19 protein-coding genes are annotated in these 23209 nt (G+C 65.7%); 5 read left to right on the top strand and 14 right to left on the bottom strand.

All coding sequences use genetic code 11. The annotated features are described in order from the left end of the window. Positions 1-428 precede the first annotated feature (428 nt). Positions 429-1148 (bottom strand): 7-cyano-7-deazaguanine synthase QueC, encoded by a 720-nt coding sequence (queC, locus tag J2R80_RS28245; protein ID WP_168856406.1) that lies wholly within the window; start codon positions 1146-1148, stop codon positions 429-431. 128 nt (positions 1149-1276) lie between these two features. On the opposite strand from queC, the gene mazG reads away from it, so the two are divergent. Beyond that, the gene (gene mazG, locus J2R80_RS28240; RefSeq protein WP_253639798.1) at positions 1277-2122 is read left to right on the top strand and encodes a nucleoside triphosphate pyrophosphohydrolase; all 846 of its coding nucleotides are present in this window, start codon (positions 1277-1279) and stop codon (positions 2120-2122) included. A gap of 157 nt (positions 2123-2279) precedes the next feature. Here the strand turns inward: mazG and mgtE are convergent, their stop codons facing one another. The 8 genes from mgtE to dusB form a co-directional block, all read right to left on the bottom strand. Next, the gene (mgtE, locus tag J2R80_RS28235) at positions 2280-3650 is read right to left on the bottom strand and encodes a magnesium transporter (RefSeq protein WP_253639797.1); all 1371 of its coding nucleotides are present in this window, start codon (positions 3648-3650) and stop codon (positions 2280-2282) included. A gap of 154 nt (positions 3651-3804) precedes the next feature. After that, positions 3805-5187: a GTPase HflX gene (hflX, locus tag J2R80_RS28230; protein ID WP_253623863.1), complete on the bottom strand. Its 1383-nt coding sequence runs from the start codon at positions 5185-5187 to the stop codon at positions 3805-3807. Between the two features lie 11 nt (positions 5188-5198). Further along, complete coding sequence (gene hfq, locus J2R80_RS28225; protein WP_006020546.1) at positions 5199-5447, bottom strand: RNA chaperone Hfq; 249 nt, start codon at positions 5445-5447, stop codon at positions 5199-5201. Positions 5448-5821: 374 nt separating this feature from the next. Beyond that, entirely contained in the window at positions 5822-7192 is a 1371-nt protein-coding gene (locus J2R80_RS28220; RefSeq protein WP_028331957.1) for a sigma-54 dependent transcriptional regulator, read from the bottom strand. A gap of 17 nt (positions 7193-7209) precedes the next feature. Continuing rightward, complete coding sequence (locus J2R80_RS28215) at positions 7210-9693, bottom strand: ATP-binding protein (RefSeq protein ID WP_229191860.1); 2484 nt, start codon at positions 9691-9693, stop codon at positions 7210-7212. Positions 9694-9882: 189 nt separating this feature from the next. Further along, on the bottom strand, positions 9883-11325 hold the full coding sequence (gene ntrC / locus J2R80_RS28210) for a nitrogen regulation protein NR(I) (protein WP_050419700.1): 1443 nt from the start codon (positions 11323-11325) through the stop codon (positions 9883-9885). 9 nt (positions 11326-11334) lie between these two features. Continuing rightward, entirely contained in the window at positions 11335-12510 is a 1176-nt protein-coding gene (locus J2R80_RS28205; protein WP_026192783.1) for a nitrogen regulation protein NR(II), read from the bottom strand. Beyond that, on the bottom strand, positions 12507-13460 hold the full coding sequence (gene dusB, locus J2R80_RS28200; RefSeq protein WP_233475472.1) for a tRNA dihydrouridine synthase DusB: 954 nt from the start codon (positions 13458-13460) through the stop codon (positions 12507-12509). The genes J2R80_RS28205 and dusB overlap by 4 nt, the downstream gene beginning before the upstream one ends. Before the next feature lie 333 nt (positions 13461-13793). Between dusB and J2R80_RS28195 the strand changes: the two genes are divergently transcribed. The 3 genes from J2R80_RS28195 to J2R80_RS28185 all read left to right on the top strand — a co-directional run bounded on the left by J2R80_RS28195 (position 13794) and on the right by J2R80_RS28185 (position 16175). After that, positions 13794-15005, top strand: coding sequence for a bifunctional 2-C-methyl-D-erythritol 4-phosphate cytidylyltransferase/2-C-methyl-D-erythritol 2,4-cyclodiphosphate synthase (locus tag J2R80_RS28195; protein ID WP_253590211.1), 1212 nt, complete (start codon positions 13794-13796; stop codon positions 15003-15005). A 1-nt stretch (position 15006) separates the two neighbouring features. Beyond that, the gene (locus J2R80_RS28190; RefSeq protein ID WP_038386736.1) at positions 15007-15606 is read left to right on the top strand and encodes a CinA family protein; all 600 of its coding nucleotides are present in this window, start codon (positions 15007-15009) and stop codon (positions 15604-15606) included. A gap of 173 nt (positions 15607-15779) precedes the next feature. After that, positions 15780-16175: a BA14K family protein gene (locus J2R80_RS28185; RefSeq protein WP_253623862.1), complete on the top strand. Its 396-nt coding sequence runs from the start codon at positions 15780-15782 to the stop codon at positions 16173-16175. Between the two features lie 86 nt (positions 16176-16261). On the opposite strand, the gene J2R80_RS28180 is transcribed toward J2R80_RS28185, so the two are convergent. The 3 genes from J2R80_RS28180 to lipA all read right to left on the bottom strand — a co-directional run bounded on the left by J2R80_RS28180 (position 16262) and on the right by lipA (position 18318). Beyond that, entirely contained in the window at positions 16262-16729 is a 468-nt protein-coding gene (locus J2R80_RS28180; RefSeq protein WP_076828775.1) for a type II toxin-antitoxin system RatA family toxin, read from the bottom strand. Then, a complete protein-coding gene (locus J2R80_RS28175) occupies positions 16729-17268 on the bottom strand; it encodes a DNA topology modulation protein (RefSeq protein WP_253639796.1) in 540 nt (179 codons plus the stop codon). Before J2R80_RS28175 ends, J2R80_RS28180 begins: the two co-directional genes overlap by 1 nt. 90 nt (positions 17269-17358) lie before the next feature. After that, positions 17359-18318, bottom strand: a complete 960-nt coding sequence (lipA, locus tag J2R80_RS28170) for a lipoyl synthase (RefSeq protein WP_076828772.1) — start codon at positions 18316-18318, stop codon at positions 17359-17361. Between the two features lie 164 nt (positions 18319-18482). Between lipA and J2R80_RS28165 the strand changes: the two genes are divergently transcribed. Next, on the top strand, positions 18483-19088 hold the full coding sequence (locus tag J2R80_RS28165; RefSeq protein WP_253639795.1) for a DNA-3-methyladenine glycosylase: 606 nt from the start codon (positions 18483-18485) through the stop codon (positions 19086-19088). Positions 19089-19106: 18 nt separating this feature from the next. Here J2R80_RS28165 and J2R80_RS28160 read toward each other — a convergent pair whose 3' ends face one another. Both J2R80_RS28160 and J2R80_RS28155 read right to left on the bottom strand, forming a co-directional pair. After that, complete coding sequence (locus J2R80_RS28160; RefSeq protein ID WP_253639794.1) at positions 19107-21974, bottom strand: valine--tRNA ligase; 2868 nt, start codon at positions 21972-21974, stop codon at positions 19107-19109. A 172-nt stretch (positions 21975-22146) separates the two neighbouring features. Further along, positions 22147-22884, bottom strand: a complete 738-nt coding sequence (locus J2R80_RS28155) for a PopZ family protein (protein ID WP_168856413.1) — start codon at positions 22882-22884, stop codon at positions 22147-22149. Between the last annotated feature and the right edge of the window lie 325 nt (positions 22885-23209).

Raw genomic sequence — 23209 nt, 5'->3', positions numbered from 1 at the left:
ACATGCGCATGCGCGGGTGATGTCATCGCGTGGTGGGTCGCCTTGAATCGCGAACTCATCCTCATCGTCGTCCCGGCGAAGGCCGGGACCCATAACCCCAAATGCAAATTGTTACGCGATGCTGGAACGACGAGTCCCACCCACAACGCCTGCCGCGGCGTATGGGTCCCGGCCTTCGCCGGGACGACGACGGGGAGAGAACCGCGCGCACGGATTCCAGAGACGGGAGTGCTGGAGCCGAGAAGCCGCAGCATACCGGATCGCCCGGTCGAGCCGGGCCTGGGACGATTTCTGGATAATAGAAGAATACCGCTGAGTTGCCCGACGTGTCAAGTTGCCGTGTCGAACGCCGGCAGCCGCCGACTCCTTTGCATGGGGTTGTTTTCGATATTTTGGCCGTGCGCCCCTGCGGGGCCATCAGTCCACGGTTACGGGCCACCCTGCGCGACGTACTCCCGCCAGCCCTTGGCCCGCAGGCTGCAGGCCGGGCATTCGCCGCAGCCATAGCCCCAATCGTGCTGCGCGCCGCGTTCGCCGAGATAGCAGGTGTGCGAGTGCTCGCGGATCAGGTCGACCAGCCCTGCTCCGCCGAGCTCGTGCGCGAGCCGCCAGGTCGCGGCCTTGTCGAGCCACATCAGCGGCGTGTGCAGCTCGAAATCCCTGGCCATGCCGAGATTGAGCGCGGACTGCAATGCCTTGATGGTCTCGTCGCGGCAATCCGGGTAGCCGGAATAGTCGGTCTCGCACATGCCGCCGATGATGTGGCGGATCCCCCGCCGATAGGCCAGCGCCCCAGCGAAGGTGAGGAACACGAGGTTGCGGCCGGGCACGAAGGTGTTCGGCAAGCCGTCCGCGCCCATTTCGATCGCGACGTCGCGGGTCAGCGCGGTGTCGGAAATCTCGGACAGCGTCGGGATATCAAGCGTGTGGCTGTCGCCGAGTTTCGCAGACCATTCCGGCCGGACCCGCCTGATCCCGGCCAGCAGCTGGTCCCGGCAATCGAGCTCGATCGCGTGGCGCTGGCCGTAGGTGAAGCCGAGCATCTCGACGCGGGCAAAGCGCGACAAGGCCCAGGCAAGGCACGTGGTGGAATCCTGGCCGCCGGAAAACAGCACCAGCGCGGTGTCGGAAGCATTCTGATCGGTCATGGAACGCGATTTAGCACCTGACGGCGCCGTGGCCAATCCGTGGACAGCGTCGCGATTCCGGCGTGTTTTACTGGGATCGGGAGGGGTGTTTTGGCATAAAGCCAATACCTCTTTGATGCCGGTGCCCCATGACCCCATCCCGCGACATTTCCCGCCTGATCGAGATCATGGCTGCGCTGCGCACGCCGGTGACCGGCTGCCCCTGGGACCTCGTGCAGAATTTCGAGACTATCGCGCCCTACACGATCGAGGAGGCCTATGAGGTTGCGGATGCGATCACGCGCGGCGATCTCGACGATTTGCGCGAGGAGCTCGGCGACCTGCTGTTGCAGGTGGTCTATCACGCCAGGATGGCCGAGGAGCAGAACGCGTTCGCGTTCGGCGATGTGGTCGAGGCGATCACCAGGAAGATGATCCGCCGTCATCCGCACGTCTTCGCCGACAAGGACGGCAATATCCAGCCGGCCGGCGTCAAGAGCGCCTGGGAACGGATCAAGGCCGAGGAGAAGGCCGAGCGCGCCGCGCGGCGGCCGCCCGAAGAGACTGCGCACAAATCGCTGCTGGCGAGCGTGAAGGCGGGCCTGCCTGCCCTGACGCGCGCGATGGAGCTGCAGCGCAAGGCGTCCACCGTCGGCTTCGACTGGAACGACCCGCGCGCGGTGCTCGCCAAGATCCGCGAGGAGGCCGACGAGATCGAGGCCGCGCTCGACCGCAACGACAAGGCGGAGATCGCGGAGGAAACCGGCGACCTGATGTTCGCGCTGGTCAACCTCGCCCGTCACGTCGACGCCGATCCGGAAGCGGCGCTGCGTGCGACCAACGCCAAGTTCGAGCGGCGCTTTGCCTATATCGAGAAGGCGCTGGCGGCGAAGGGGCGTTCGCTCGATGGTGCGTCGCTGGAGGAGATGGACGCGTTGTGGAATGAAGCCAAAACCGCCGTCGTCCCGGCGAACGCCGGGACCCATACCGCGTGATCTAACGGATAGTCGACGGTATCAATCCCACGCATCGCCAGAGATTCAGCGAGGCGAGCAAGATGCAGAACTTCCGCTGCACTCAACAACGATGGCCGGTGGTCATGGGTCCCTGCTTTCGCAGGGACGACACCGAGGTTGAGGGCGCAGGCTCAGCCTACAACAGCGTCCCGCGCAGGATCACCGCGGCGACGCCGAAATAGATCACGAGACCGGTGACGTCGACCAGTGTCGCGACGAACGGCGCGGAGGCGCTGGCCGGGTCGAAGCCGATGCGCTTGAGGATGAAGGGCAGCATCGAGCCGCACAGCGATCCGAACGTGACGATGCCGATCAGCGCGGTGCCGACGGTCGCAGCGACGAGCACCCAGTGCGGGCCGTAGTCGAACAGGCCGAGCGTCTGCCACAGCGTGATCCTGATGACGCCGATCAGGCCGAGAATGGCGCCGAGCACGATGCCGGTCGGCACCTCGCGCACGGCGACACGCCACCAGTCGCGCAGCCGCACCTCGTGCAGCGCCAGCGAGCGGATCAACAGCGAGGTTGCCTGCGAGCCGGAATTGCCGCCCGAGCTCATGATCAACGGGATGAAGAGCGTCAGGACGATCGCCCTCTCGAGCTCGCTCTGGTACGACTGCATTGCGGTCGCGGTCAGCATTTCCGACAGGAACAGTGCGCACAGCCAGCCGGCGCGTTTCTTGATCATCTCGCCGAAACTGATCCGCAAATACGGCTCGTCGATCGCTTCCATGCCGCCGAACTTCTGGGCGTCCTCGGTCGATTCCTCGACGATGGCGTCGATGACGTCGTCGACCGTGACGATGCCGAGGATATGGCCGGGGCCGTCGACGACGGCGACGGCGAGCAGGTCGTAGCGCGAGATCAGCCGCGCCGCCTCCATGCGGTCGGCCTCCGGCGAGATCATCAGCGGCTTCCGCGCCGGCGCCGCGGTCAGCACATTGGCGTGCGGATCGCCCGAGATCAGGCGGCGCAGCGGCACGGCCTGGATCAGCGTCTTCTTGACCGGGTCGATCACGAAGATCGAGTAGACGGTCTCGCGGGTGCGCTCGACCATCCGGATGTGATGCAGGACCTCGGCGATGGTCCAGCTCGAGGGCACGCTGACGAACTCGGTCGTCATGATGCTGCCGGCGCTGCGCTCGGGATAGGCCAACAGCCCCGAGATGACGTTGCGGGTCTCCGGATTGAGCCCGTTCAGCAGCGTGGTGCGCAGCGGCTCGACCAGCTCCTTGAAGATATCGGCGGCACGGTCGTCGGAGACGCCCGACAGCAGCGAGACCGCGGTATCTTTCGGCAGCTCGGCCAGGATCTCGCAGGTGTTGTCGAGTCCGGGCAGGTCAAGCACCTCGATCGCCTTCTCGGCCGGCAGCGATCGCAGCAGCTTCGCGGCATCCGCGGGCTCCCGGGCATTGAGCGCCTCGACGATTTCGGGCGCCCGCTCCTGGGCAAGATCACCGCTCTGGCCGGCGAGCGTCTCTTTCGTGATGGTTTCGCTGGTGTCCTGCATCGATCCGCCTCGGCTTCGCGTTCTGCAGCGCAATGAACCAAGGCGGCGCGGATTTCAAACAGAAAGTGCGACGCCGCGTCGCAGGCGCATCGGCGCCCTGCAACGTCACGGCATCGTCATATTTCGGAAGATTGCAGGGCCCGTATTCGAGGGCTTACGCCTCGTAGGGGACAGCGGCGAACCGGCTCATCACGATGTCGCGCTTGGTCTCGTCGACGCGCACCGTCATGTCGAAGCGCTCGCCATGCAGCTCCTTGTTCAGAACCTCGGCATTGCGGTGCAGCCAGCTGATGCCGGCGCCATCGGAGGCGTCGATCGAAAGATTGAGCGTCGAGCGCTTGGCCGCGAGGCGATCCTCGATCGCGGCGAGCAGCGCATCGATCCCCTCGCCTGTTGCGGCCGAAACCAGGAAGCATGGCCGCTCCGGCGGACGGCGCGCGGCGATATTGCGCAAATTGTCCCGCTCCTCGGGATCGAAGCGGTCGATCTTGTTCCAGACCTCGATGATGCGCTGGCCACCGTCGGCATCGGGATCGATGCCGAGCTGGCGCAACACCGCCTCGACGTCGCGCTCCTGCGCCTCCGCGTCCTCATGGGAGATGTCGCGGACATGCAGGATGATGTCGGCTTCCAGCACCTCTTCCAGCGTGGCGCGGAACGCGGCCACCAGCTGGGTCGGCAAATTGGAGATGAAGCCGACCGTGTCCGACAGCATCGCCTTGCCGCCATGCGGCAGGTTGAGCGCGCGCAGGGTCGGGTCGAGCGTCGCAAACAGCATGTCCGCGGCCTGCACATCGGCGCGGGTCAGGCGGTTGAACAGCGTCGATTTGCCGGCATTGGTGTAGCCGACCAGCGCCACCACGCGATACGGCACGCGCTGGCGGCCGGCCCGATGCAGCCGCCGCGTCGCCTGCACCTTCTTCAACTCGCCTTCGAGCTTGGTGATGCGCTCGCTGATCAGGCGGCGGTCGGCCTCGATCTGGGTTTCGCCGGGGCCGCCCATGAAGCCGAAGCCGCCACGCTGGCGCTCGAGATGGGTCCAGGACCGCACCAGACGGCTGCGCTGATAGTTGAGATGGGCGAGCTCGACCTGCAGCGCGCCTTCCTTGGTCTTGGCGCGGCGGCCGAAGATTTCCAGGATCAGGCCGGTGCGGTCGAGCACCTTGGTGCTCCAGGCCTTCTCGAGATTGCGCTGCTGGATCGGCGACAGCGCGCAATCCATCACCACGAGCTCGACCTGGTTGCTGGCGACGAGGCCGTTGATCTCCTCGACCTTGCCCTTGCCGAGGTAGGTTGCGGGCCGGATCTGGCTGATCGGCGCGATCACGGAGTCCACCACCGTGAGGTCGATCGCACCAGCGAGGCCGGCGGCTTCCTCGATCCGCGCTTCATAGTCGCGGACAGACGAATCTGTTTGCGCATCGCCGTCGCCACGGCGCGTGCGCAGGTACGGGCCGATGACGATCACCCGCCCGGTGCTGCCGTCCCCCGCCGACCGGGCACGGTCGGCGCCCCCTTCACGATTGAAGGGTTCCAATCAGTTCACTCTCAAGCCGGTGCGTCCTCACCACCTTCGAACAACTGAATCGGAGCTCCGGGCATGATGGTCGAGATCGCGTGCTTGTAGACCAGCTGCGAGTGACCATCGCGCCGCAGCAGCAAGCAGAAATTGTCGAACCATGTGACAATGCCCTGCAGCTTTACTCCGTTGACCAGAAATATCGTCAGTGGCGTCTTGGTTTTACGAACGTGATTAAGGAAGGTGTCTTGTAGATTTTGTGCGCGGTCTGCCGCCATTGTTTTTGTCCCGCAAGCTTGTGCTTCTTTTTATTGAACCGGTTGTTGCTCTCTGACGGAGCCTCCTCCGGCTGCCCACCTGCCACGAGATCCCCCTCCGGCAGGCATAGCGGTAGGATTAGAGGCTACGCGCGGTTTTTAGGCAAGCCAGTTCGCGGTGCAGTCGGTAGGAACACGGTGGCAATTCTAAGAAAGTGCGGGGAAAGAGACGAATATTCTCGTGGAGCGTGGATAAATCCCCGGTTGTACCGGCCCCGCCCTCGCCCCGCCGATCGATCCAAACCGCCCCGAGAGCCGCCTGTCGGCTCCCCGGCGGGTGACCGCCGGGGCTTCGCTTCGAGCCGCCAGCGGACTGCCGGCCTGCCGCGCCGGGGTCAGCCGACCCCGAGCGCCTTCAGCTTGCGATGCAGCGCCGAGCGCTCCATGCCGACGAACTCCGCGGTGCGCGAGATATTGCCGGAGAAGCGGCTGATCTGGGCGATCAGATAGTCGCGCTCGAACACCTCGCGCGCCTCGCGCAACGGCAGGCCCATGATGTGCTCGCCATTGTTGGAGGTCGGCATCGCCGGCACCATCGAGCCGACGTCCTGCGGCAGCATGTCGGCGGTGATGATCGCCTCCGGACCGCCGCCGGCCAGGATCATCACGCGCTCGACATTGTTGCGGAGCTGGCGGACGTTGCCCGGCCAGACGTGCGACTGCAGGACCGCCATCGCGTCCTGCCCGATCTGCCGCTTCGGCAGGCCGGTGGCGGCCGAGATCTGGTCCATGAAATAGTCGATCAGCTCGGGGATGTCCTCGCGTCGCTCCGACAGCGGCGGCACCCGGATCGGCACCACCGAGAGGCGATGATAGAGGTCCTCGCGGAAGCGGCCTGCGGCGATCTCCTCCTCGAGATTGCGCGCGGTCGAGGAGATGATGCGGACGTCGACATGGACTTTGCCGGTGCCGCCCTGGCGCTGGAAGGTCTGATCGACCAGTACACGCAGAATCTTGTTCTGGGTCTCGCGCGGCATGTCCGCGATCTCGTCGATGAACAGCGTGCCGCCATGCGCCTCCTCGAGCGCGCCGGCCTTGCGCTGCTGCTCGCCGTTCGATCCCTCGATGCCGAACAGCTCGATCTCCATGCGCTCCGGCGTGATCGCGGCCGCATTGATCACCACGAACGGCCCCTCGGCGCGCCCGGAGGCATGGTGCAGCGTGCGCGCGGCAAGCTCCTTGCCGGCGCCGGAAGGACCGACGATCAGGATGCGGCTGTTGGCCTTGGCGGCGCGGTCGATGGTCTGGCGCAGCTGGTTCATGCAGGCCGAACGGCCGGTCAGGACGCTCGCCGCCGGAGCCAGCTGCTTGAGCTCCTTCACCTCGCGCTTGAGCCGCGAGGTTTCCAGCGCCCGGGTCGCGACCAGGATCAGCCGGTCCGACTTGAACGGCTTCTCGATGAAGTCGTAGGCACCGCGCTTGATCGCGGCGACCGCGGTCTCGATGTTGCCGTGGCCCGAGATCATCACGACGGGCAGATCGGCATTGTCCTTCTTGATCTGCTCGAGCAGCTGCAGGCCGTCGAGCTTGGAGCCCTGCAGCCAGATGTCGAGGAAGACCAGATTGGGCCGGCGATTGGCGATCTCGGCGAGCGCCGAGTCGCTGTCGCGCGCGGTGCGCGTGGAAAAGCCCTCATCGTCCAGAATACCCGCAACGAGGTCGCGAATGTCAGCTTCGTCGTCGACAATCAGAATGTCACTTGCCATGGGTTACACCTGCCTTGTCAGTCGCTCGTCGCGGCTTTGAATTTTGGCTTTTGCGCATTTGGCTCTTGATTGTTTGGCCCCTGATCAGCGGGATCTCGGATAGGTTCTTGGATTGGTTCTTGGGTCGGTTCTTGGATTTTTGGTTCATTGTTGGTCGCTTGCGCCGGGCCGTTGGTCGGCTCCTCCGGCGGATTTTTTTCACTTTCCGGTTCGGCCTTGTCCGGTTTGACGTCCGGTTTTTGGTCCTTGCTTTCGGGCTTGTTCTCCGGCTTGGCCGCGTGTCCCGTGACGGCAAAGCGCAGCCGCATCCAGGCACCGCGCTGGCCGTCGCGGAAATCGGAGGCATCCTTGAGCTCGATGCGGCCGCCATGGTCCTCCAGAACGCGGCCGACGATCGCCAGGCCGAGGCCGGTGCCCTTCGCCCGGGTCGTGACATAGGGCTCGAGCAGGCGCGCGCGGGCGACCTTGGGCAGGCCGATGCCGTTGTCGACCACGTCGATCAGGATGTCGTCGTTCTCGCGCTGCGCCACGACGTCGATGCGGCCCTTGCCGAGTTCCTCGCGCGGCACCTGCTCGATCGCCTCGGTGGCGTTCTTGATGATGTTGGTCAGCGCCTGCGAGATCAGCCGGCGGTCGAACTGCGCGGGCAGCGGCGACTGCTTGATGTCGGCCTCGATGTCGAGATCGGGATGCGCGACCTTCATCAGGAACACCGCCTGGCGCACCACGTCGGCGACGTCCTCCCCTTCCATCACCGGCTTCGGCATCCGCGCAAAGCGCGAGAACTCGTCGACCATCCGCCTGATGTCGTCGACCTGGCGCACGATGGTATCGGTGCACTGCTCGAAGATCGACTTGTCCTTCTCCTCGGTGATGGTCTTGCCGAACTTGCGGCGGATGCGCTCGGCGGAGAGCTGGATCGGGGTCAGCGGGTTCTTGATCTCGTGGGCGATGCGGCGGGCGACGTCGCCCCAGGCCGAGGTGCGCTGCGCCGACACCAGCTCGGTGATGTCGTCGAGTGTGATGATGTAGCTGTCGCGCGACTGGCTGGTCTGCTCGGCCGAGACGCGGACCGACAGATTGCGCTCATGGCCGTCGCGCAGGATCGTGACCTGCCCCTGCACCAGGCGCTGCGTTCCCTCGCGCGCGGTTTTCATCATCTCGTCGAGCTCGGGCAGCACGTCCGAGAGCGGATGGCCGAGCGTCTCCGATTCGGCGTGCCCGATCAGCTTCTCCGCCGAGCGGTTGAGGACGCCGATGGTGCCTGAGGCGTCGACCCCGATGATGCCGGCAGAGGCCGACGACAGCACCGCTTCGATGAAGCGGCGGCGGCTGTCGATGGTCTCGCTGGCGTCGACCAGCTCGTTGCGCTGGGTGCGCAGCTCCTGGGTCATCTTGTTGAAGATTTCGCCGAGCAGCGCGAGGTCGCTTTCCGACTTGTTGACCGGCACCTGGACATTGAGATTGCCGGTCGAGACCTCGCTCGCCGCGCCCATCAGCTGGCGGATCGGCGACACCAGCCCGTTGGCGAAGTTCAGCCCGATCAGCACCGAGGCCATCAGGATGGTCAGCGCGATCACCGCGAACATCAGCGCGAACGCGACCTGGATGCCGAGCCTGCGGGTCTCGAGCTGGGCATATTCGGCCGCGCTGGTCTGGGTCTGCTTGAGCTGGGCAACCACCGCCGGATCGAGCAGCCGCGCCACATACAGGAACATGTCGTCATAGGCCCGCAGGCGGACCACGGAGGCGACGTAGTTTTCCGGAAAGACCGAGATCTTCGGCTCGGTCTCGTTGATGTCCTTCAGGATGTCGGGCGGCGGCGCCTCGTAGTTCAGGCGAACGCCGGTCTCGGCGCTGGCGACGATCTTGCCGTCCTTGTCCATCAGCACCGCGACCGGAAGATTGCGCGACTCGGCGCCGGCCGTCATCAGCTGCAGGAACGTCATGCGATCCTGGTCGTAGAGCGGCCGGGCATGGGCGAGGTCATTGGCCATCGCCAGCGTGTCGCCGTTGATGAGCTGGGCGTGCTCCTGCATGTAGGCACTGGCGATGGTCAGCGAATTCTGGATCACCTGCTTGGTGGGACCCGAGAACAGCCGGTCGAGGCCGCGCTCGATGGTGACGTTGGCGACGATCGACACCAGCACGGCGGGCAGCACCGCGATCACCGAGAACAGGCCGACAATCTGCACATGCAGCCGCGCCGCGGCCCGGCCGCGCCGCCTCGCCTGCACCATCTGCCAGACTTCCCGGACGATGATGCCGACCAGCAGCAGGATGGTGCCGGCATTGATCATCAGGAAGGAGCGGACCACCTCGGACGTGGGCTCGATCGGGGTCAGCCCGGTCAGCACCACGAAGGTCAGGAAGGCGGACAGCAGCGCGATGGCCACGGCAAACGGCGCCAGCCAGCGCCGCAGCGGGAAGCCCCGCGCCTCTGCATTGGGCTCGGCCGACGGGGCGCGTAATGTTGAAGCGGTGGTCTCTGCGCTGGTCATACCGGCAATTGAGCTGAGAGCGATCGCCCGCGGGAATTGCGAACTGATGCAATCATATCACAATGTTGCCGAATTGCGACATTTCCGCGGCGCAAACCCCTGGTGCGGCGCCGTGTCCCCAAAACCATTTGTGACTACTCAATAACGGTAGCGAGCTTGAAGCGAGGCTCGCGCCCCGCCCTGGCAGCCCTAGCCGCCACTCCGGTAGACCTGGATGTCGAGGTCGCGGATCTTCTTGCGCAGCGTATTGCGGTTCAACCCGAGCAGGTCGGCGGCCCGGATCTGGTTGCCGCGAGTCGCCGCCAGCGCGGCGGTCAGCAGCGGGATCTCGATCTCCTTGAGGATACGGTGGTAGAGGCCCGGCGGCGGCACGCCGTTCGGGAAGCCGGAGAAGTGCGAGGACAGATAGGCCTCGACCGCGCCGCCGAGATTGTCGACGCCGACGGTCGCCGTGCTGCCCGAGGTGACCGCCGGCGGCGCCAGCTCGCCGTCGATGACGGAAGACGTGATGACGTCCTGCGGATAGAGGGCGGCGAGCCGCCGCGCGAGGTTTTCCAGCTCGCGGACGTTGCCCGGCCAGCGGTGCTGCTTGAGCCGCTCGAGCGCCTGGGCGTCGAGCTTCTTCGGCGGCAGGCCGTCCTTCTCGGCGAGCGAGAAGAAGTGTCTGATCAGGTCGGGCAGATCCTCGATGCGCTCGCGCAGCGGCGGCAGCCGCAGCGGCACCACGTTGAGGCGGAAGAACAGGTCCTCGCGGAACAGGCCCTGCTGGATCAGGATGCGCAGGTCCTTGTTGGAGGCGGCGACGATGCGGACGTCGGTCTTGATCGGGGTGCGGCCGCCGACCGTGGTGTACTCGCCCTGCTGCAGCACGCGGAGCAGCCGGGTCTGCGCCTCCATCGGCATGTCGCCGATCTCGTCGAGGAACAGCGTGCCGCCCTCGGCCTGCTCGAAGCGGCCGGAGGCGCGGGTGTTGGCGCCGGTGAAGGCGCCGCGCTCATGGCCGAACAGCTCCGATTCGATCAGGTCGCGCGGGATCGCCGCCATGTTGACCGCGACGAACGGGCCGTTGCGGCGCCGTCCGTAGTCGTGCAGCGCGCGCGCGACCAGCTCCTTGCCGGTGCCCGATTCGCCCGAGATCATCACGGTAAGGTCGGTCTGCATCAGCCGCGCCAGCACGCGGTAGATTTCCTGCATCGCCGGCGAACGGCCGACCAGCGGGATCGAGTCGAACTCGCCGTCATCGGCGGGACTGGAGACCCGCTCCTTCGGCTCGGCCAGCGCGCGGCCGACGATGGTGATCAGCTCCTTCAGGTCGAACGGCTTCGGCAGATATTCGTAGGCGCCGCGCTCGGAGGCCCGGATCGCGGTCATGAAGGTGTTCTGCGCGCTCATCACGATGACCGGCAAATTCGGCCGCATCTTCTTGATCCGCGGCAAGAGATCGAATGCGTTCTCGTCGGGCATCACCACGTCGGTGATGACAAGATCGCCCTCGCCTTGGCTGACCCAGCGCCACAGAGTGGCGGCGTTGCCGGTCAGGCGCACCTCATAGCCGGCGCGCGACAGCGCCTGGTTCAGGACGGTCCGGATGGCGGTGTCGTCGTCAGCGACAAGTATGCTACCTGCAGGCATTGGTGTTCCTCATCGTGCATCCTGAGAGGCAGGCGAGGACGTACCCGGAACGTCATCGCGGTTGCTTTGGTCGAGTTGCTTGGCGGCGCTGTACATCGGCATCAGCACGCGGAAAGTGGTTTTGCGCGGCTGCGACTCGCATTCGATGATGCCGCCGTGATCGCCGACGATCTTGGCGACCAGCGCGAGGCCGAGCCCGCTGCCGGTCTGCTTGGTGGTGACGAAGGGATCGAACAGGTTCGGCAGCAGGTCTTCCGGCACGCCAGAGCCGTTGTCCTTGACGCAGAATTCCAGCGGCAGCGAGACCCGCGATTTCTTGCCGGGCACCGACAGCCGCACGCCTGGCCGGAACGCAGTGGTGAGTTGGATCTCGGCATCGGTGCCGAGATCGGCCACCGCTTCGGCCGCGTTCTTCACGAGGTTGAGGAACACCTGGATCAGCTGGTCCTGGTTGGCCAGCACCGGCGGCAACGACGGATCGTAGTCCTCGATGAAGCGGACATTGCGGGCAAAGCCGGACTGCGCCAGGCGCTTCACATGATCGAGCACGGAATGGATGTTGACCGGACCGCGCGCCACCGGGCGGTCGTCGCCGAACACCTCCATGCGGTCGACCAGCGTCACGATGCGGTCCGCCTCGTCGCAGATCAGTCGTGTCAGCAGCCGGTCCTCGGAGGACGCCTGCTGCTCCAAAAGCTGCGCCGCGCCGCGGATGCCCGACAGCGGGTTCTTGATCTCGTGGGCGAGCATCGCCGCCAGCGCGATCACCGAGCGCGCCGCGCTGCGATGGGTGAGCTGGCGATCCATCTTGTCGGCGATGGTACGCTCCTGCAGCATCACCACGATATGCCCGGGCCGCTCGGTCAGCGGCGCGACGTGCAGATCGACCTGGCGATCGCCGCCGATCCGCGGCGTGCCGAGATCGACCTTGTATTCGTTGACCGGCGAGCCGCTCGTCCGCACCTGCTCGATCAGCGCCAGCAGCGGGCTGCCGAACGGCACCAGTTCCTTCAGCGACTGCCGGCGCAGGAACTGGGTCGATATCTCGAAGAATGATTCGGCTGCGATATTGGCGTCGACGATCCGCCCGTCGGGTGCGACCAGCAGCACCGGATTGGGCAGCGCATTGAGGATGGCCTCCCCGTCAGTCGGCACCGGCCGGCGGAATTCCATGGCTGACGTCATGCGGCAGCACTCCAGGCAAAATCGTCGTAGGCGTCGGCGAGCGAGCGATGCACGCTGGACGGCTCTTCCGCGGTCAGGATCGCCTGCCGCCAGGTCTTCAAGGTCGCGGCCGGCGCGCAGCTATAGGCCGCAGCAGCCTCCAGCGCCCAGCCCAGATGCTTGCGTGCATGCTTGAGCCCGATGCGCAGGCCATAGTGGCTGCAAACCTCGTCATAGAGCGCGCGAACGTGCTTGAGCTGCTCGGCGAGCGACGGCGCGGCCTCGGCGATCCCGGTCTCGAGGCGACGGCCGATCTGTCCCGGCAGCCAGGGCTGCCCCTGCGCGCCGCGGCCGATCATGACGGCGTCGGCGCCCGACATCTCGAGCGCACTGACAGCCTTGTCGAACGAGGTGATATCGCCGTTGACCACGACCGGGACGGTGACGGCGTCCTTGACCGCGCGCACCGCGTTCCAGTTCGCCTCGCCCTTGTAGAACTGGCAGCGGGTCCGGCCATGCACGGTGATCATCTGCACGCCGGCGGCCTCGGCGCGGCGCGCCAGTTCCGGTGCATTGAGCGAGCGGTCATCCCAGCCGAGCCGCATCTTCAGCGTGACCGGCACCCTGACCGCCGACAGCGTCGCCTCGATCAGCGTGACCGCGTGGTCGAGGTCGCGCATCAGGGCCGAGCCGGACTGGCCCCCGGTCACGTGGCGTGCCGGACAGCCCATGTTGATGTCGATGACGTCGGCGCCGGCGCCTTCGGCGATCCGTGCGCCCTCCGCCATCCAGTGGGTCTCGCAGCCCGCGAGCTGGACCACATGCGGTCCGACCCCGGCTGCCTCGCAACGCAGCTTCGACATCGGCTTGCCGTTCACCAGATCGTTGCTGGCGGTCATCTCGGAGACCACCAGGCCGGCGCCCAAAGTGGCAGCGAGTCGCCGGAAGGGCGCATCGGTAATGCCGGACATGGGCGCGAGGAGAACCCGGTTGGCGACAGCAATATCGCCGATCTTCAATGGGTTACGAGGAGTACTTTGCACGCCGGTCACAGCCGTCTCGTCGTTCTGTCAGCCACGCCATTGCAGCTGACGTCGCCTATTCTGCGCACAATTCTTGTGCAGTCAAGGCTCATGCCTACGGTTTAGACATTCCTATCATCAGTGCAGGTGCACTGCAACAAAATCTGCTTTTCCCACAGTCATCGGCAAACGCTCTGTTTTTGCGCAGCGGTCATGCTAAGGGCTGTGCGCGGCGATCCTCGTCGTCCCCCTCATCCCCGATTCGTCTGTCACTGGTTCAAAATGCCGAAGCCTGAGCGTACCGCAGCCATCCTTGTCGCAGCCGGCCGTGGACTGCGCGCCGGCGCAGGCGGGCCGAAGCAATACCGGACGATCGGCGGACAGACGGTGATCTACCGCGCCATGGAGGCGTTCTCCGGACATCCGGACGTGTTTGCGGTGCAGCCTGTGGTCAATCCTGACGACACCGCGCTGTTCGATGAAGCAGTCGCAGGCCTCCGCCATCGGCCGCCGACGCCGGGCGGCGCGACCCGGCAGGCCTCGGTCCATGCCGGGCTCGAGGCGCTCGCAAGCGAAAAGCCGGATATCGTGCTGATCCACGATGCCGCGCGCCCCTTCGTCACTGCAGCCGTGATCTCGCGCGCGATCGCCGCAGCCGGCCGGACCGGCGCTGCGATCCCCGTGATTCCCGTCACCGACACCATCAAGCTCACCGGCGATGCCGGCGACGTCGAGGCGACGCCGGAGCGCGCGCGCCTGCGGATCGCGCAGACGCCACAGGCTTTTCGTTTCGACGTAATATTGGAGGCGCATCGTCGCGCAGCGCGCGATGGCCGCTCCGATTTCACCGACGATGCGGCGCTTGCCGAGTGGGCGGGATTGACGGTTGCGACGTTTGAAGGTGATGCTGCCAACATGAAACTCACCACACCCGAGGACTTCGTGCGCGAGGAAGCGCGGCTCGCAAGCCAGCTCGGCGACATCAGAACCGGCACCGGCTACGACGTGCATGCCTTTGGCGACGGTGACCATGTCATGATCTGCGGCGTGCGCGTGCCGCACACGAAGGGATTCCTGGCCCATTCCGACGGCGATGTCGGGCTGCATGCGCTGGTCGACGCGATCCTCGGCGCGCTGGCCGACGGCGATATCGGCTCGCATTTCCCGCCGAGCGAGGCCAAGTGGAAAGGCGCCTCCTCCGACCAGTTCCTGAAATACGCGGTCGAGCGCGTCACCGCGCGTGGCGGACGGATTGCCAATCTCGAGGTGACGCTGATCTGCGAGCGGCCGAAGATCGGGCCGTTGCGCGACACCATGCGGGCGAAGATCGCGGAGATCTCCGGCGTCCACGTCTCGCGCGTGGCGGTCAAGGCCACCACCAGCGAGCGGCTCGGCTTCACCGGCCGCGAGGAAGGCATCGCGGCAACCGCGAGCGCCACGGTCCGTCTCCCTTGGGACGATAAAGGCTGGGACGATAAAGGCCGGAGTGCCTGACATGGGCGGCAGCGACGCTCGTGCCCTCTCCCGCTCGCTGCTCGACCTGTGCCGGATGCGCAAGCTGACCATCGCGACCGCCGAATCCTGCACCGGCGGCCTGGTCGCGGGTGCGCTCACCGACATCCCCGGCTCTTCCGACGTGATCGACCGCGGCTTCGTGACCTATTCGAACGAGGCCAAGCGGGTCATGCTCGGCGTCAAGGCGGCCACGCTCGAAACGTTCGGCGCGGTGAGCAAGGAAACCGCGACTGCGATGGCGATCGGCGCGCTGGAAAAGGCCGGCGTCGACCTTGCGGTCTCGATCACCGGCATCGCGGGCCCGGGCGGTGCGACACCGGGCAAGCCGGTCGGCCTAGTGCATTTCGCCGTCGCCGCGCGCGACGGCCGCATCATTCATCGTGAGCAGCGATTTGGCGCGATCGGCCGCAGCACGGTGCGGCAGCGCTCCGTGGTCGAAGCATTGCGCATGCTGATGGAGCTTGCGCGCCCGCCGCAGGCCGCCAAGCCGCGTCGCGAGGCGGCCAGCCGGTTGCGGCCAAGGGTGGCCCGGTCGCCGCGGAGCCACGCTGCGAAACGCCGCCGGCCGCCGCGCGGATAGGCCCAACGCAAAGTCAAGTCGCGCCACGGCCCACCTTACACGGGCTTGTGTCAACTGCGGCCCGGTGACGCTTACCTGAAATGGAACTTTGACGCGGCTTCGCCGCTTTATGTTGTTCCAACTCTGCTGTTTCGATTGTTCGTCCAACAGCAAAATCCCACAACAAGGAGAAAATGATGAAGTTGGGAACTTTTGTCGTGGCCGCCATCAGCGCTGGCGCCATGACGCTGTCGACTGTTGTGCCTTCGTCCGCCGCACCACTCGCTCCCGCGCAATTGCAGGATCAGCCTACCTCCGTCGAGCATGTGCAGTATCGTCACTGGCACGGTGGTCCGCGTTACGGCTATCGCGGCGGATACGGCTACCGCGGTGGTTACTATCGCGATGGCGGCAGTAACGGCGCGGCGATCATCGGCGGGCTGGCGGCCGGCGCGATCATCGGCGGCGCGATCGCGGCGAGCCAGGCCAAGGCCAACAACGACGCCTATTGCTCCCAGCGTTTCCGTACCTACGACCCCGCTTCGGGCACCTACATCGCATCCGGCGGCGTGCGGCGATCCTGCCCGTAAGTCGGCGAACGCTCTCCCGCACCATCCGTCGTGCCCGGCCTCGTGCCGGGCATTTGCGTTCCAGAGATGTAGACGAGACGGCTTCGCTACGTCGACAGCTGCGGCTTGCCGTAGACCTGATCCGCGCGCTTCTCGAACGCCGCGGCAAAGCGTGAGAATGCGGCGTCGAACATCGAGCCCATCAGCATCGCCAGCATCCGGCTCTTGAATTCGTAGTTCAGGAAGAAGCCGACATCGCATTCGGTTTCCGACTTCGGCTCAAAACTCCAGCGGTTCTCCAGATTGCTGAACGGGCCGCGCAGATATTCGACCAGGATATTCAGATTGGCCCGGTCGAGCGTCACCTTGCTGGTGAAGGTTTCCCGCACCAGCTTGAAGGACACCGTCATGTCCGCCACCACGACCTCGGTGCCGTCGTCCTTGGGCGTGCGCTGGCGGATCTTGAGCGACTGGCATAGCGGCACGAATTCGGGATAGCGCTCGACGTCGGCGACCAGATCGAACATTTGAGGTGCGGTGTGCCGGACCCGCCGCTTGCTTGAGAATCGTGGCATCAGTGGATACTCGCACGGTTTTGCCCGAGTGCGAGGCGCTTCAGATAATCATCCGCCTGCGCCCGATCGGTGAAACAGACCAGCGATTGATCGGGCCGCAAGCCGGCAAAATACTCGATCAGCTTCGGCCGCTGCTGCCGGCGATAGATCCAGACGTAGCGGAAGAATTCGAGATCGATCTTCTCAGGGCAGCCTTCCGCCATCTCCGGGCGGACCTCGCCATAGCTCCCGGCTATCCGCCTGAAGATACCGAGCATACAGGTCGACCGCGGCAGGTCGAACCAGATGATCGTGTCGGAGAGCTCCCGGCGCAATTCCCCTGCACCATGCCTCATGTAGTTCCCATCCATGATCCAGCGCGGCTCCTGGGCTGCTTCGGTCACGCGGCGCTCGAATTCGTCCCTGCCCGACTCGACCCAGCCCGGCTTCCAGAACAGCGCATCGATCGACACGGTCGGAATCCCTGTCATGGCGGACAGCCGCCGCGCAAAGGTCGACTTGCCGGATCCCGACGATCCCATCACCAGAACGCGCTGCATTGGTCCAGTCCAAGATTCGGCCAAGGTTCGGTCAAGGCCCGATCAAGCAACGGCGCGTGACGGCGCCGGCCTACCGCCGTTTGCAAAAATCTAGCGGCCGCGGGCCGTGCGCGCCGCCTGCAGTTTGGCGAAATCCTCGCCGGCGTGATGCGACGAGCGCGTCAACGGGCTCGCCGACACCATCAAAAAGCCCTTGGTATAGGCGACGCGCTCGTAGCCTGCGAACTCGTCCGGCGTCACGTAGCGCATCACGGCGTGATGCTTGCGGGTCGGCTGCAAATACTGGCCGATGGTCAGGAAATCGACGTCGGCCGAGCGCAGATCGTCCATCACCTGCAGCACCTCGTGCCGCTCCTCGCCGAGTCCGACCATGATGCCTGATTTGGTGAAGATGGTCGGATCCATCTCCTTGACCCGCTGCAGCAGCCGGATGGAATGGAAATAACGGGCGCCGGGACGGACCGTCAGATAGCGCGACGGCACGGTTTCCAGATTGTGGTTGAAGACGTCGGGCTTGGCCACGACCACGCGCTCCAGCGCGCCGTCCTTGCGCAGGAAGTCCGGTGTCAGGATCTCGATCGTGGTGCTCGGGCAGCGCGCGCGGATGGCGCGGATGGTCTCGGCAAAATGCTCGGCACCGCCGTCGGCGAGATCGTCGCGGTCGACCGAGGTGACCACGACATGACTGAGCCCGAGCTTGGCGGTGGCCTCCGCGACGTATTCCGGCTCGCTCGCCTCGAGCGCGCCGGGCATGCCGGTCTTGACGTTGCAGAACGCGCAGGCGCGCGTGCAGGTGTCGCCCATGATCATGAAGGTGGCGTGCTTCTTGTCCCAGCACTCACCGATATTGGGGCAGCCCGCCTCCTCGCACACCGTGACGAGGCCATTCTCCTTCACGATCCGGCGCGTATCTGCATAGCCGCGCGTATTCGGCGCACGAACCCGGATCCAGTCCGGCTTCGGCGGCGACACGGCATCCGGCCGGTTCACCTTTTCGGGGTGCCGTGGGCGGAGCTGAGTGGTGGAGATGGTGTCGACGATGGTGACCATGGATGCCTGCAAGTCGCGGGAGCATGATCCAAGCAGATCATGCTCCGAACCAAGGGCTTAGCTAATCGGTGTTGACGCGGCTCGCAACCCGCCCCGCGACCCTAGCAGACCTGCCCATATATTGGCAGTCTTGCGGTCCGTTCCATGCCGATTCCCACCTCAAAATGGCTCAAAAACCCCGATCCATCCGCGCGACCGCGCCGCGCCTCGGCAAGGCGCTGAAACGCTCCTTCTTCGATCGCAGCGTCCACGAGGTCGCCCCCGACCTGATCGGCGCGACCTTCCTGGTCGGCGGCGCCGGCGGCATCATCACCGAGGTCGAGGCCTATCATCACACCGACCCGGCGGCGCATTCCTACCGCGGGCCGACCCCGCGCAACCAGGTGATGTTCGGCCCGCCGGGCTTCTCCTACGTCTACCGCTCCTACGGCATCCATTGGTGCGTCAACTTCGTCTGCGAGGAAGCGGGCTCGGCCAGCGCCGTGCTGATCCGCGCGATCGAGCCGACCCATGGGCTCGCGGCGATGCGCAGGCGGCGCGGGCTGGAAGACGAGCGCGCGCTGTGCTCGGGGCCCGGCAAGCTCTGCGAGGCGCTCGGCATCACCATCGCGCACAGCGAATTGCCGCTCGACCGCGCCCCGATCGCGCTCCATGCGCGGATCGAAGCACCCGAAATCATCACCGGGGTGCGGATCGGCATCACCAAGGCCGTCGACCTGCCCTGGCGCTACGGGCTGAAGGGATCAAAATTCCTCAGCAAGCGGTTTTGATCGCCACGGCGTTATCAGCTATGACGCCTTCTTCAACCGCTCGATCGCCTCGAGAATCTTGGCGCGGCGCTCCGCTGCTGCCGCGCGCTTTTCCTTCTCTTCCTCGACGAGCTCTTCCGGCGCGTTGGCGACGAACTTGTCGTTGGCGAGCTTGGCATCGACCCGCTTGATGTCGGCGTCGGCCTTGCCGAGCTCCTTCTCCAGCCGCGTGCGTTCAGCCGCGAGATCGATCACGCCCTTCAGCGGCAGCGCGACCGCCTCGCCGCGGACAAGGAGCTGTACCGCGCCTTCCGGCGGGTGATCGGCAAACGAGATATCCGACAATCGTGCGAGCCGCTTGATGGTGTCGTTCCAGCGCCGCGCGCGGTCCCGCGTCTCGTCGGAGGCGCCCGCGATCACCAGCGGCGTCAGTGTCGACGGCGGGATGTTCATTTCCGCCTTCACCGACCGCATCGCAGTGACGAGATCGACCACCCAGCCGATCTCGGCCTCGGCCGCGGGATCGCTGAACTCGTCGGCGTCGAGCGCGGCAATCACCGGCGGAATGATCGGATCGACCACCGGACCGGCGGTCGCGATCGCGGCCAGCTGCTCGCCGGTCACGCCCGACTTGCGCGGCCAGGACGCCAGCACCAACAGGCCGTCGCGCTTTGCGGTCACCGCCCACAGCTCCTCGGTGATGAAGGGCATGAACGGATGCAGCAGCTTGAGGATCTCGTCGCGGGTCCAGGCGACCATGGCGCGGGTCTCGGCCTTGGCCGCGCCCTCCTCGCCCATCAGCACGGGTTTCGCGAGCTCAAGATACCAGTCGCAGAACACGTTCCAGACGAAGCGGTAGATCGCGCCCGCGGCATCGTTGAAGCGATGATCCTCGATCGTCTCGGTGACCTCGCGGGTGACGCGCGAGGTTTCGTGCGCGATCCAGCGGTTCAACGTCTCCTTTGCGCCCTTCGGATCGAAACCGTCCGGCTTGACGCACTCGTTCATCTCGGCGAACCGGCAGGCGTTCCAGAACTTGGTCGCGAAATTGCGGTTGGTCTCGACCAGATGCGGCGACAGGCGGATGTCATGGCCTTGCGCCGCCTCGCGGGTCAGCGCGAAGCGCAGCGCGTCGGCGCCGTATTCGTCGATCACGCCGAGCGGGTCGATGACGTTGCCCTTCGACTTCGACATCTTGGCGCCCTTCTCGTCGCGGACGAGGCGGTGGATGTAGACGGTCGAGAACGGCGCCTCCTTCATGAAATGGAGGCCCATCATCATCATGCGGGCGACCCAGAAGAAGATGATGTCGAAGCCGGTAACCAGCGTATTGGTCGGGTAGTAGCGCGCGACCTCCGGCGTGTCGTCCGGCCAGCCCAGCGTCGAGAACGGCCACAGGGCCGACGAGAACCAGGTGTCGAGCACGTCCTCGTCACGCGTGATGAAGCCCTCGCGCTTGGCGGGGTCGACCGCCATGTCGTGGCCCTGCTCCGGCGTGATGACTTCCTGCTCGACGTAATAGCCGAGCGCGTGGCCGACCGCCTCTTCCTCGGTCTCGGCGACGAACACCTTGCCGTCGGGTCCGTACCACGCCGGGATCTGATGGCCCCACCAGAGCTGGCGCGAGATGCACCAGGGCTGGATGTTCTCCATCCACTCGAAATAGGTCTTTTCCCAGTTCTTCGGCACGAACGTGGTTTCGCCGGAGCGCACCGCCGCGATCGCCGGCTGCGCCAGCGTCTTGGCGTCGACATACCACTGGTCGGTCAGATACGGCTCGATCACGACACCGGAGCGGTCGCCATGCGGCACCATGTGGGTGTTGGGCTCGATCCGCTCGAGGAAGCCGAACTCCTCCAGCCTTGCGACGATCTTCTTGCGCGCCGCGAAGCGCTCGATCTTGTCAAACTCGGCGGCGAACTCGTCGGCGCCCATCGGCAGGCCGCGCAGATAATCCTCGTTGCCCACCAGGCTGAGGCTGCCTTCCTGGTCGAGCACGCTGATCTGCGGCAGGCCGTGACGCTTGCCGATCTCGAAGTCGTTGAAGTCGTGCGCAGGCGTCACCTTGACAGCGCCCGAGCCCTTCTCCGGATCGGAATAGTCGTCGGCGACGATCGGAATCCTGCGGCCGACCAGCGGCAGGATGACGTGCTGGCCGACCAGATCGGCGTAGCGCTCGTCGTCCGGATGCACCGCGACCGCGGTGTCGCCGAGCATCGTCTCGGGGCGCGTCGTCGCGACCACGATGAACGATTTCGGATCCTCGGGGCTGAAGCTGCGGCCCTCGATCGGGTAGCGCAGGTACCAGAGATGGCCCCTGACCTCGACCTGCTGCACTTCGAGATCGGAGATCGCGGTGAGCAGCTTCGGGTCCCAATTGACCAGGCGCTTGTCCTTGTAGATCAGGCCATCGCGGTGCAGCTCGACGAACACCTTGACGACGGCGCGCGACAGGCCCTCGTCCATGGTGAAGCGCTCGCGCGACCAGTCGCAGGAGGCGCCGAGACGCTTGAGCTGGTTGACGATGGTGCCGCCGCTCTCGGCCTTCCACTGCCAGACTCGCTCGAGGAACTTGGCGCGGCCCATGTCGCGCCGGCCCGGCTCCTGCCGTTCCATCAGCTGACGCTCGACCACCATCTGGGTGGCGATGCCGGCGTGATCAGTGCCGGGCTGCCACAGCACGTCGCGGCCGCGCATCCGCTCGAAGCGGCACAGGATGTCCTGCAGCGTATTGTTGAGCGCGTGGCCCATGTGCAGCGAGCCGGTCACGTTCGGCGGCGGGATCACAATGGTGAAAGGCGCGGCGTCCTTGCGTTCAGGCCGGCCGGCCTTGAACGCACCGCTCTCCTCCCAGATCCGGGCCATCCGGTGCTCGATATCGGCGGGCTGGTAGTTTTTCTCGATCATGACAATGCGCTGTGGACCATGGAAAGCGTTAGAAAGCCGCCGGAGCGCACCAAGTCAACCGGACCGGTACGTCAAATCGACGTTTAGGGCATTTGGGGAGCTGATTGAGGGCCGCCAGGCCCAACGGCGGGAGCCAGCCTCGCGCCAGCTGCGCTGCTAACGCCGCGCGCAGCTAGCGCCCGCGGGATACCCGCTCGATCTCGGCCTTGACGATCCGCTCGACCAGCCCGGGCAGATTGTCGTCCAGCCAGGACTTCAGCATCGGCCGCAGCATCTCCTTGACCAGATCCTCGAGCGTCCGCGCATTGTTGCTCAGCACGGTGTTGGCCAAAGAGTTGAAGGCCGACTCGACGGCCCGCATCGTGGTTCCCGAGATGATCTGCTGCATGGGCGCGGTCTCGATCGCCGGCGGCTCCCGGGCCGGTTCCGGCGCCCGGCTCCGCGCTTCCGTGAACTCGAGGTCGTCCTGCGGCTCGACCTTGCGGAACGACGGCGCGGCGGCCGGGTCCGGCAGCGCCATCTCGTCGGTGAGTTCGAACACGTCGGCTTCGGGCTGGGCCGCGGGCTGCGGCGACGGCCTGATCTCGGCTGCGGGCGTCGCCTCATCGAGGCTGGCGAGCAGCGAGTCGATATCGTCCTGACTGTTGCTGGCCGCCGGTGCCGGCGCCGCAGGCGGCGGTGATTTCGGCGCCGGCGCGGCGGCCTTCGCGGCGGGTGGCGCTGCGGACGGCGGGCTCTTCATCGCGGGCTTGGCTGCTGGTGCTGGCTCGACCTTCGGCGCCGGGGCTGCAGCGGCGGCCGCAGGCTTCTCAGCCGCGGCCGGCTTCGCCTCGTCGTCGGCAATGATGCGACGGATCGACGCCAGGATCTCCTCCATCGAGGGCTCTTGGACCTTCGCAGGTTGCGTCATCTCCGACTCCACATCGAAACGATTTTACATCAAGCCCGAGAGGATTCGCCGGTTCCGATGATGCGGGCGGAGATTTTGACTGCTCCCGCCCGACTTGTCCCCAGATCAAGCCCGCCCGAGGCTTTGTGCAAGCTTCGTGTCGCCCAATGCAGCGTGATCACAGGTGGCGTCGCACCTGTCATCACGCTACGCCGGCGCGCCGCGAATCGCCTTGCTGCCCGACAAAACGGTATGTCAGGCCAATTATCGAATGCAAGCAAACGCGCCTGTTTGTGGTCCTGATTAACTCAGAACCACAAACATGACGCGACAAGCGATGATGATG

It is taken from the genome of Bradyrhizobium sp. USDA 4541, assembly GCF_024171085.1.
GTDB lineage: Bacteria > Pseudomonadota > Alphaproteobacteria > Rhizobiales > Xanthobacteraceae > Bradyrhizobium > Bradyrhizobium australafricanum.
This window is presented reverse-complemented; position numbering and strand designations above follow the sequence as displayed.

Excerpts from the sequence above, each read along its gene's own strand:
- queC (WP_168856406.1), bottom strand. The coding sequence starts at position 1,148 with ATGACCGATCAGAATGCTTCCGACACCGCGCTGGTGCTGTTTTCCGGC.
- J2R80_RS28220 (WP_028331957.1), bottom strand. The coding sequence starts at position 7,192 with ATGGCAAGTGACATTCTGATTGTCGACGACGAAGCTGACATTCGCGAC.
- J2R80_RS28215 (WP_229191860.1), bottom strand. The coding sequence starts at position 9,693 with ATGACCAGCGCAGAGACCACCGCTTCAACATTACGCGCCCCGTCGGCC.
- lipA (WP_076828772.1), bottom strand. The coding sequence starts at position 18,318 with ATGGTCACCATCGTCGACACCATCTCCACCACTCAGCTCCGCCCACGG.
- mgtE (WP_253639797.1), bottom strand. The coding sequence starts at position 3,650 with ATGCAGGACACCAGCGAAACCATCACGAAAGAGACGCTCGCCGGCCAG.
- J2R80_RS28190 (WP_038386736.1), top strand. The coding sequence starts at position 15,007 with ATGGGCGGCAGCGACGCTCGTGCCCTCTCCCGCTCGCTGCTCGACCTG.
- J2R80_RS28195 (WP_253590211.1), top strand. The coding sequence starts at position 13,794 with ATGCCGAAGCCTGAGCGTACCGCAGCCATCCTTGTCGCAGCCGGCCGT.
- J2R80_RS28165 (WP_253639795.1), top strand. The coding sequence starts at position 18,483 with ATGGCTCAAAAACCCCGATCCATCCGCGCGACCGCGCCGCGCCTCGGC.
- J2R80_RS28160 (WP_253639794.1), bottom strand. The coding sequence starts at position 21,974 with ATGATCGAGAAAAACTACCAGCCCGCCGATATCGAGCACCGGATGGCC.
- dusB (WP_233475472.1), bottom strand. The coding sequence starts at position 13,460 with ATGTCCGGCATTACCGATGCGCCCTTCCGGCGACTCGCTGCCACTTTG.
- J2R80_RS28185 (WP_253623862.1), top strand. The coding sequence starts at position 15,780 with ATGATGAAGTTGGGAACTTTTGTCGTGGCCGCCATCAGCGCTGGCGCC.
- mazG (WP_253639798.1), top strand. The coding sequence starts at position 1,277 with ATGACCCCATCCCGCGACATTTCCCGCCTGATCGAGATCATGGCTGCG.
- J2R80_RS28155 (WP_168856413.1), bottom strand. The coding sequence starts at position 22,884 with ATGACGCAACCTGCGAAGGTCCAAGAGCCCTCGATGGAGGAGATCCTG.
- J2R80_RS28175 (WP_253639796.1), bottom strand. The coding sequence starts at position 17,268 with ATGCAGCGCGTTCTGGTGATGGGATCGTCGGGATCCGGCAAGTCGACC.
- ntrC (WP_050419700.1), bottom strand. The coding sequence starts at position 11,325 with ATGCCTGCAGGTAGCATACTTGTCGCTGACGACGACACCGCCATCCGG.
- J2R80_RS28205 (WP_026192783.1), bottom strand. The coding sequence starts at position 12,510 with ATGACGTCAGCCATGGAATTCCGCCGGCCGGTGCCGACTGACGGGGAG.
- J2R80_RS28180 (WP_076828775.1), bottom strand. The coding sequence starts at position 16,729 with ATGCCACGATTCTCAAGCAAGCGGCGGGTCCGGCACACCGCACCTCAA.
- hfq (WP_006020546.1), bottom strand. The coding sequence starts at position 5,447 with ATGGCGGCAGACCGCGCACAAAATCTACAAGACACCTTCCTTAATCAC.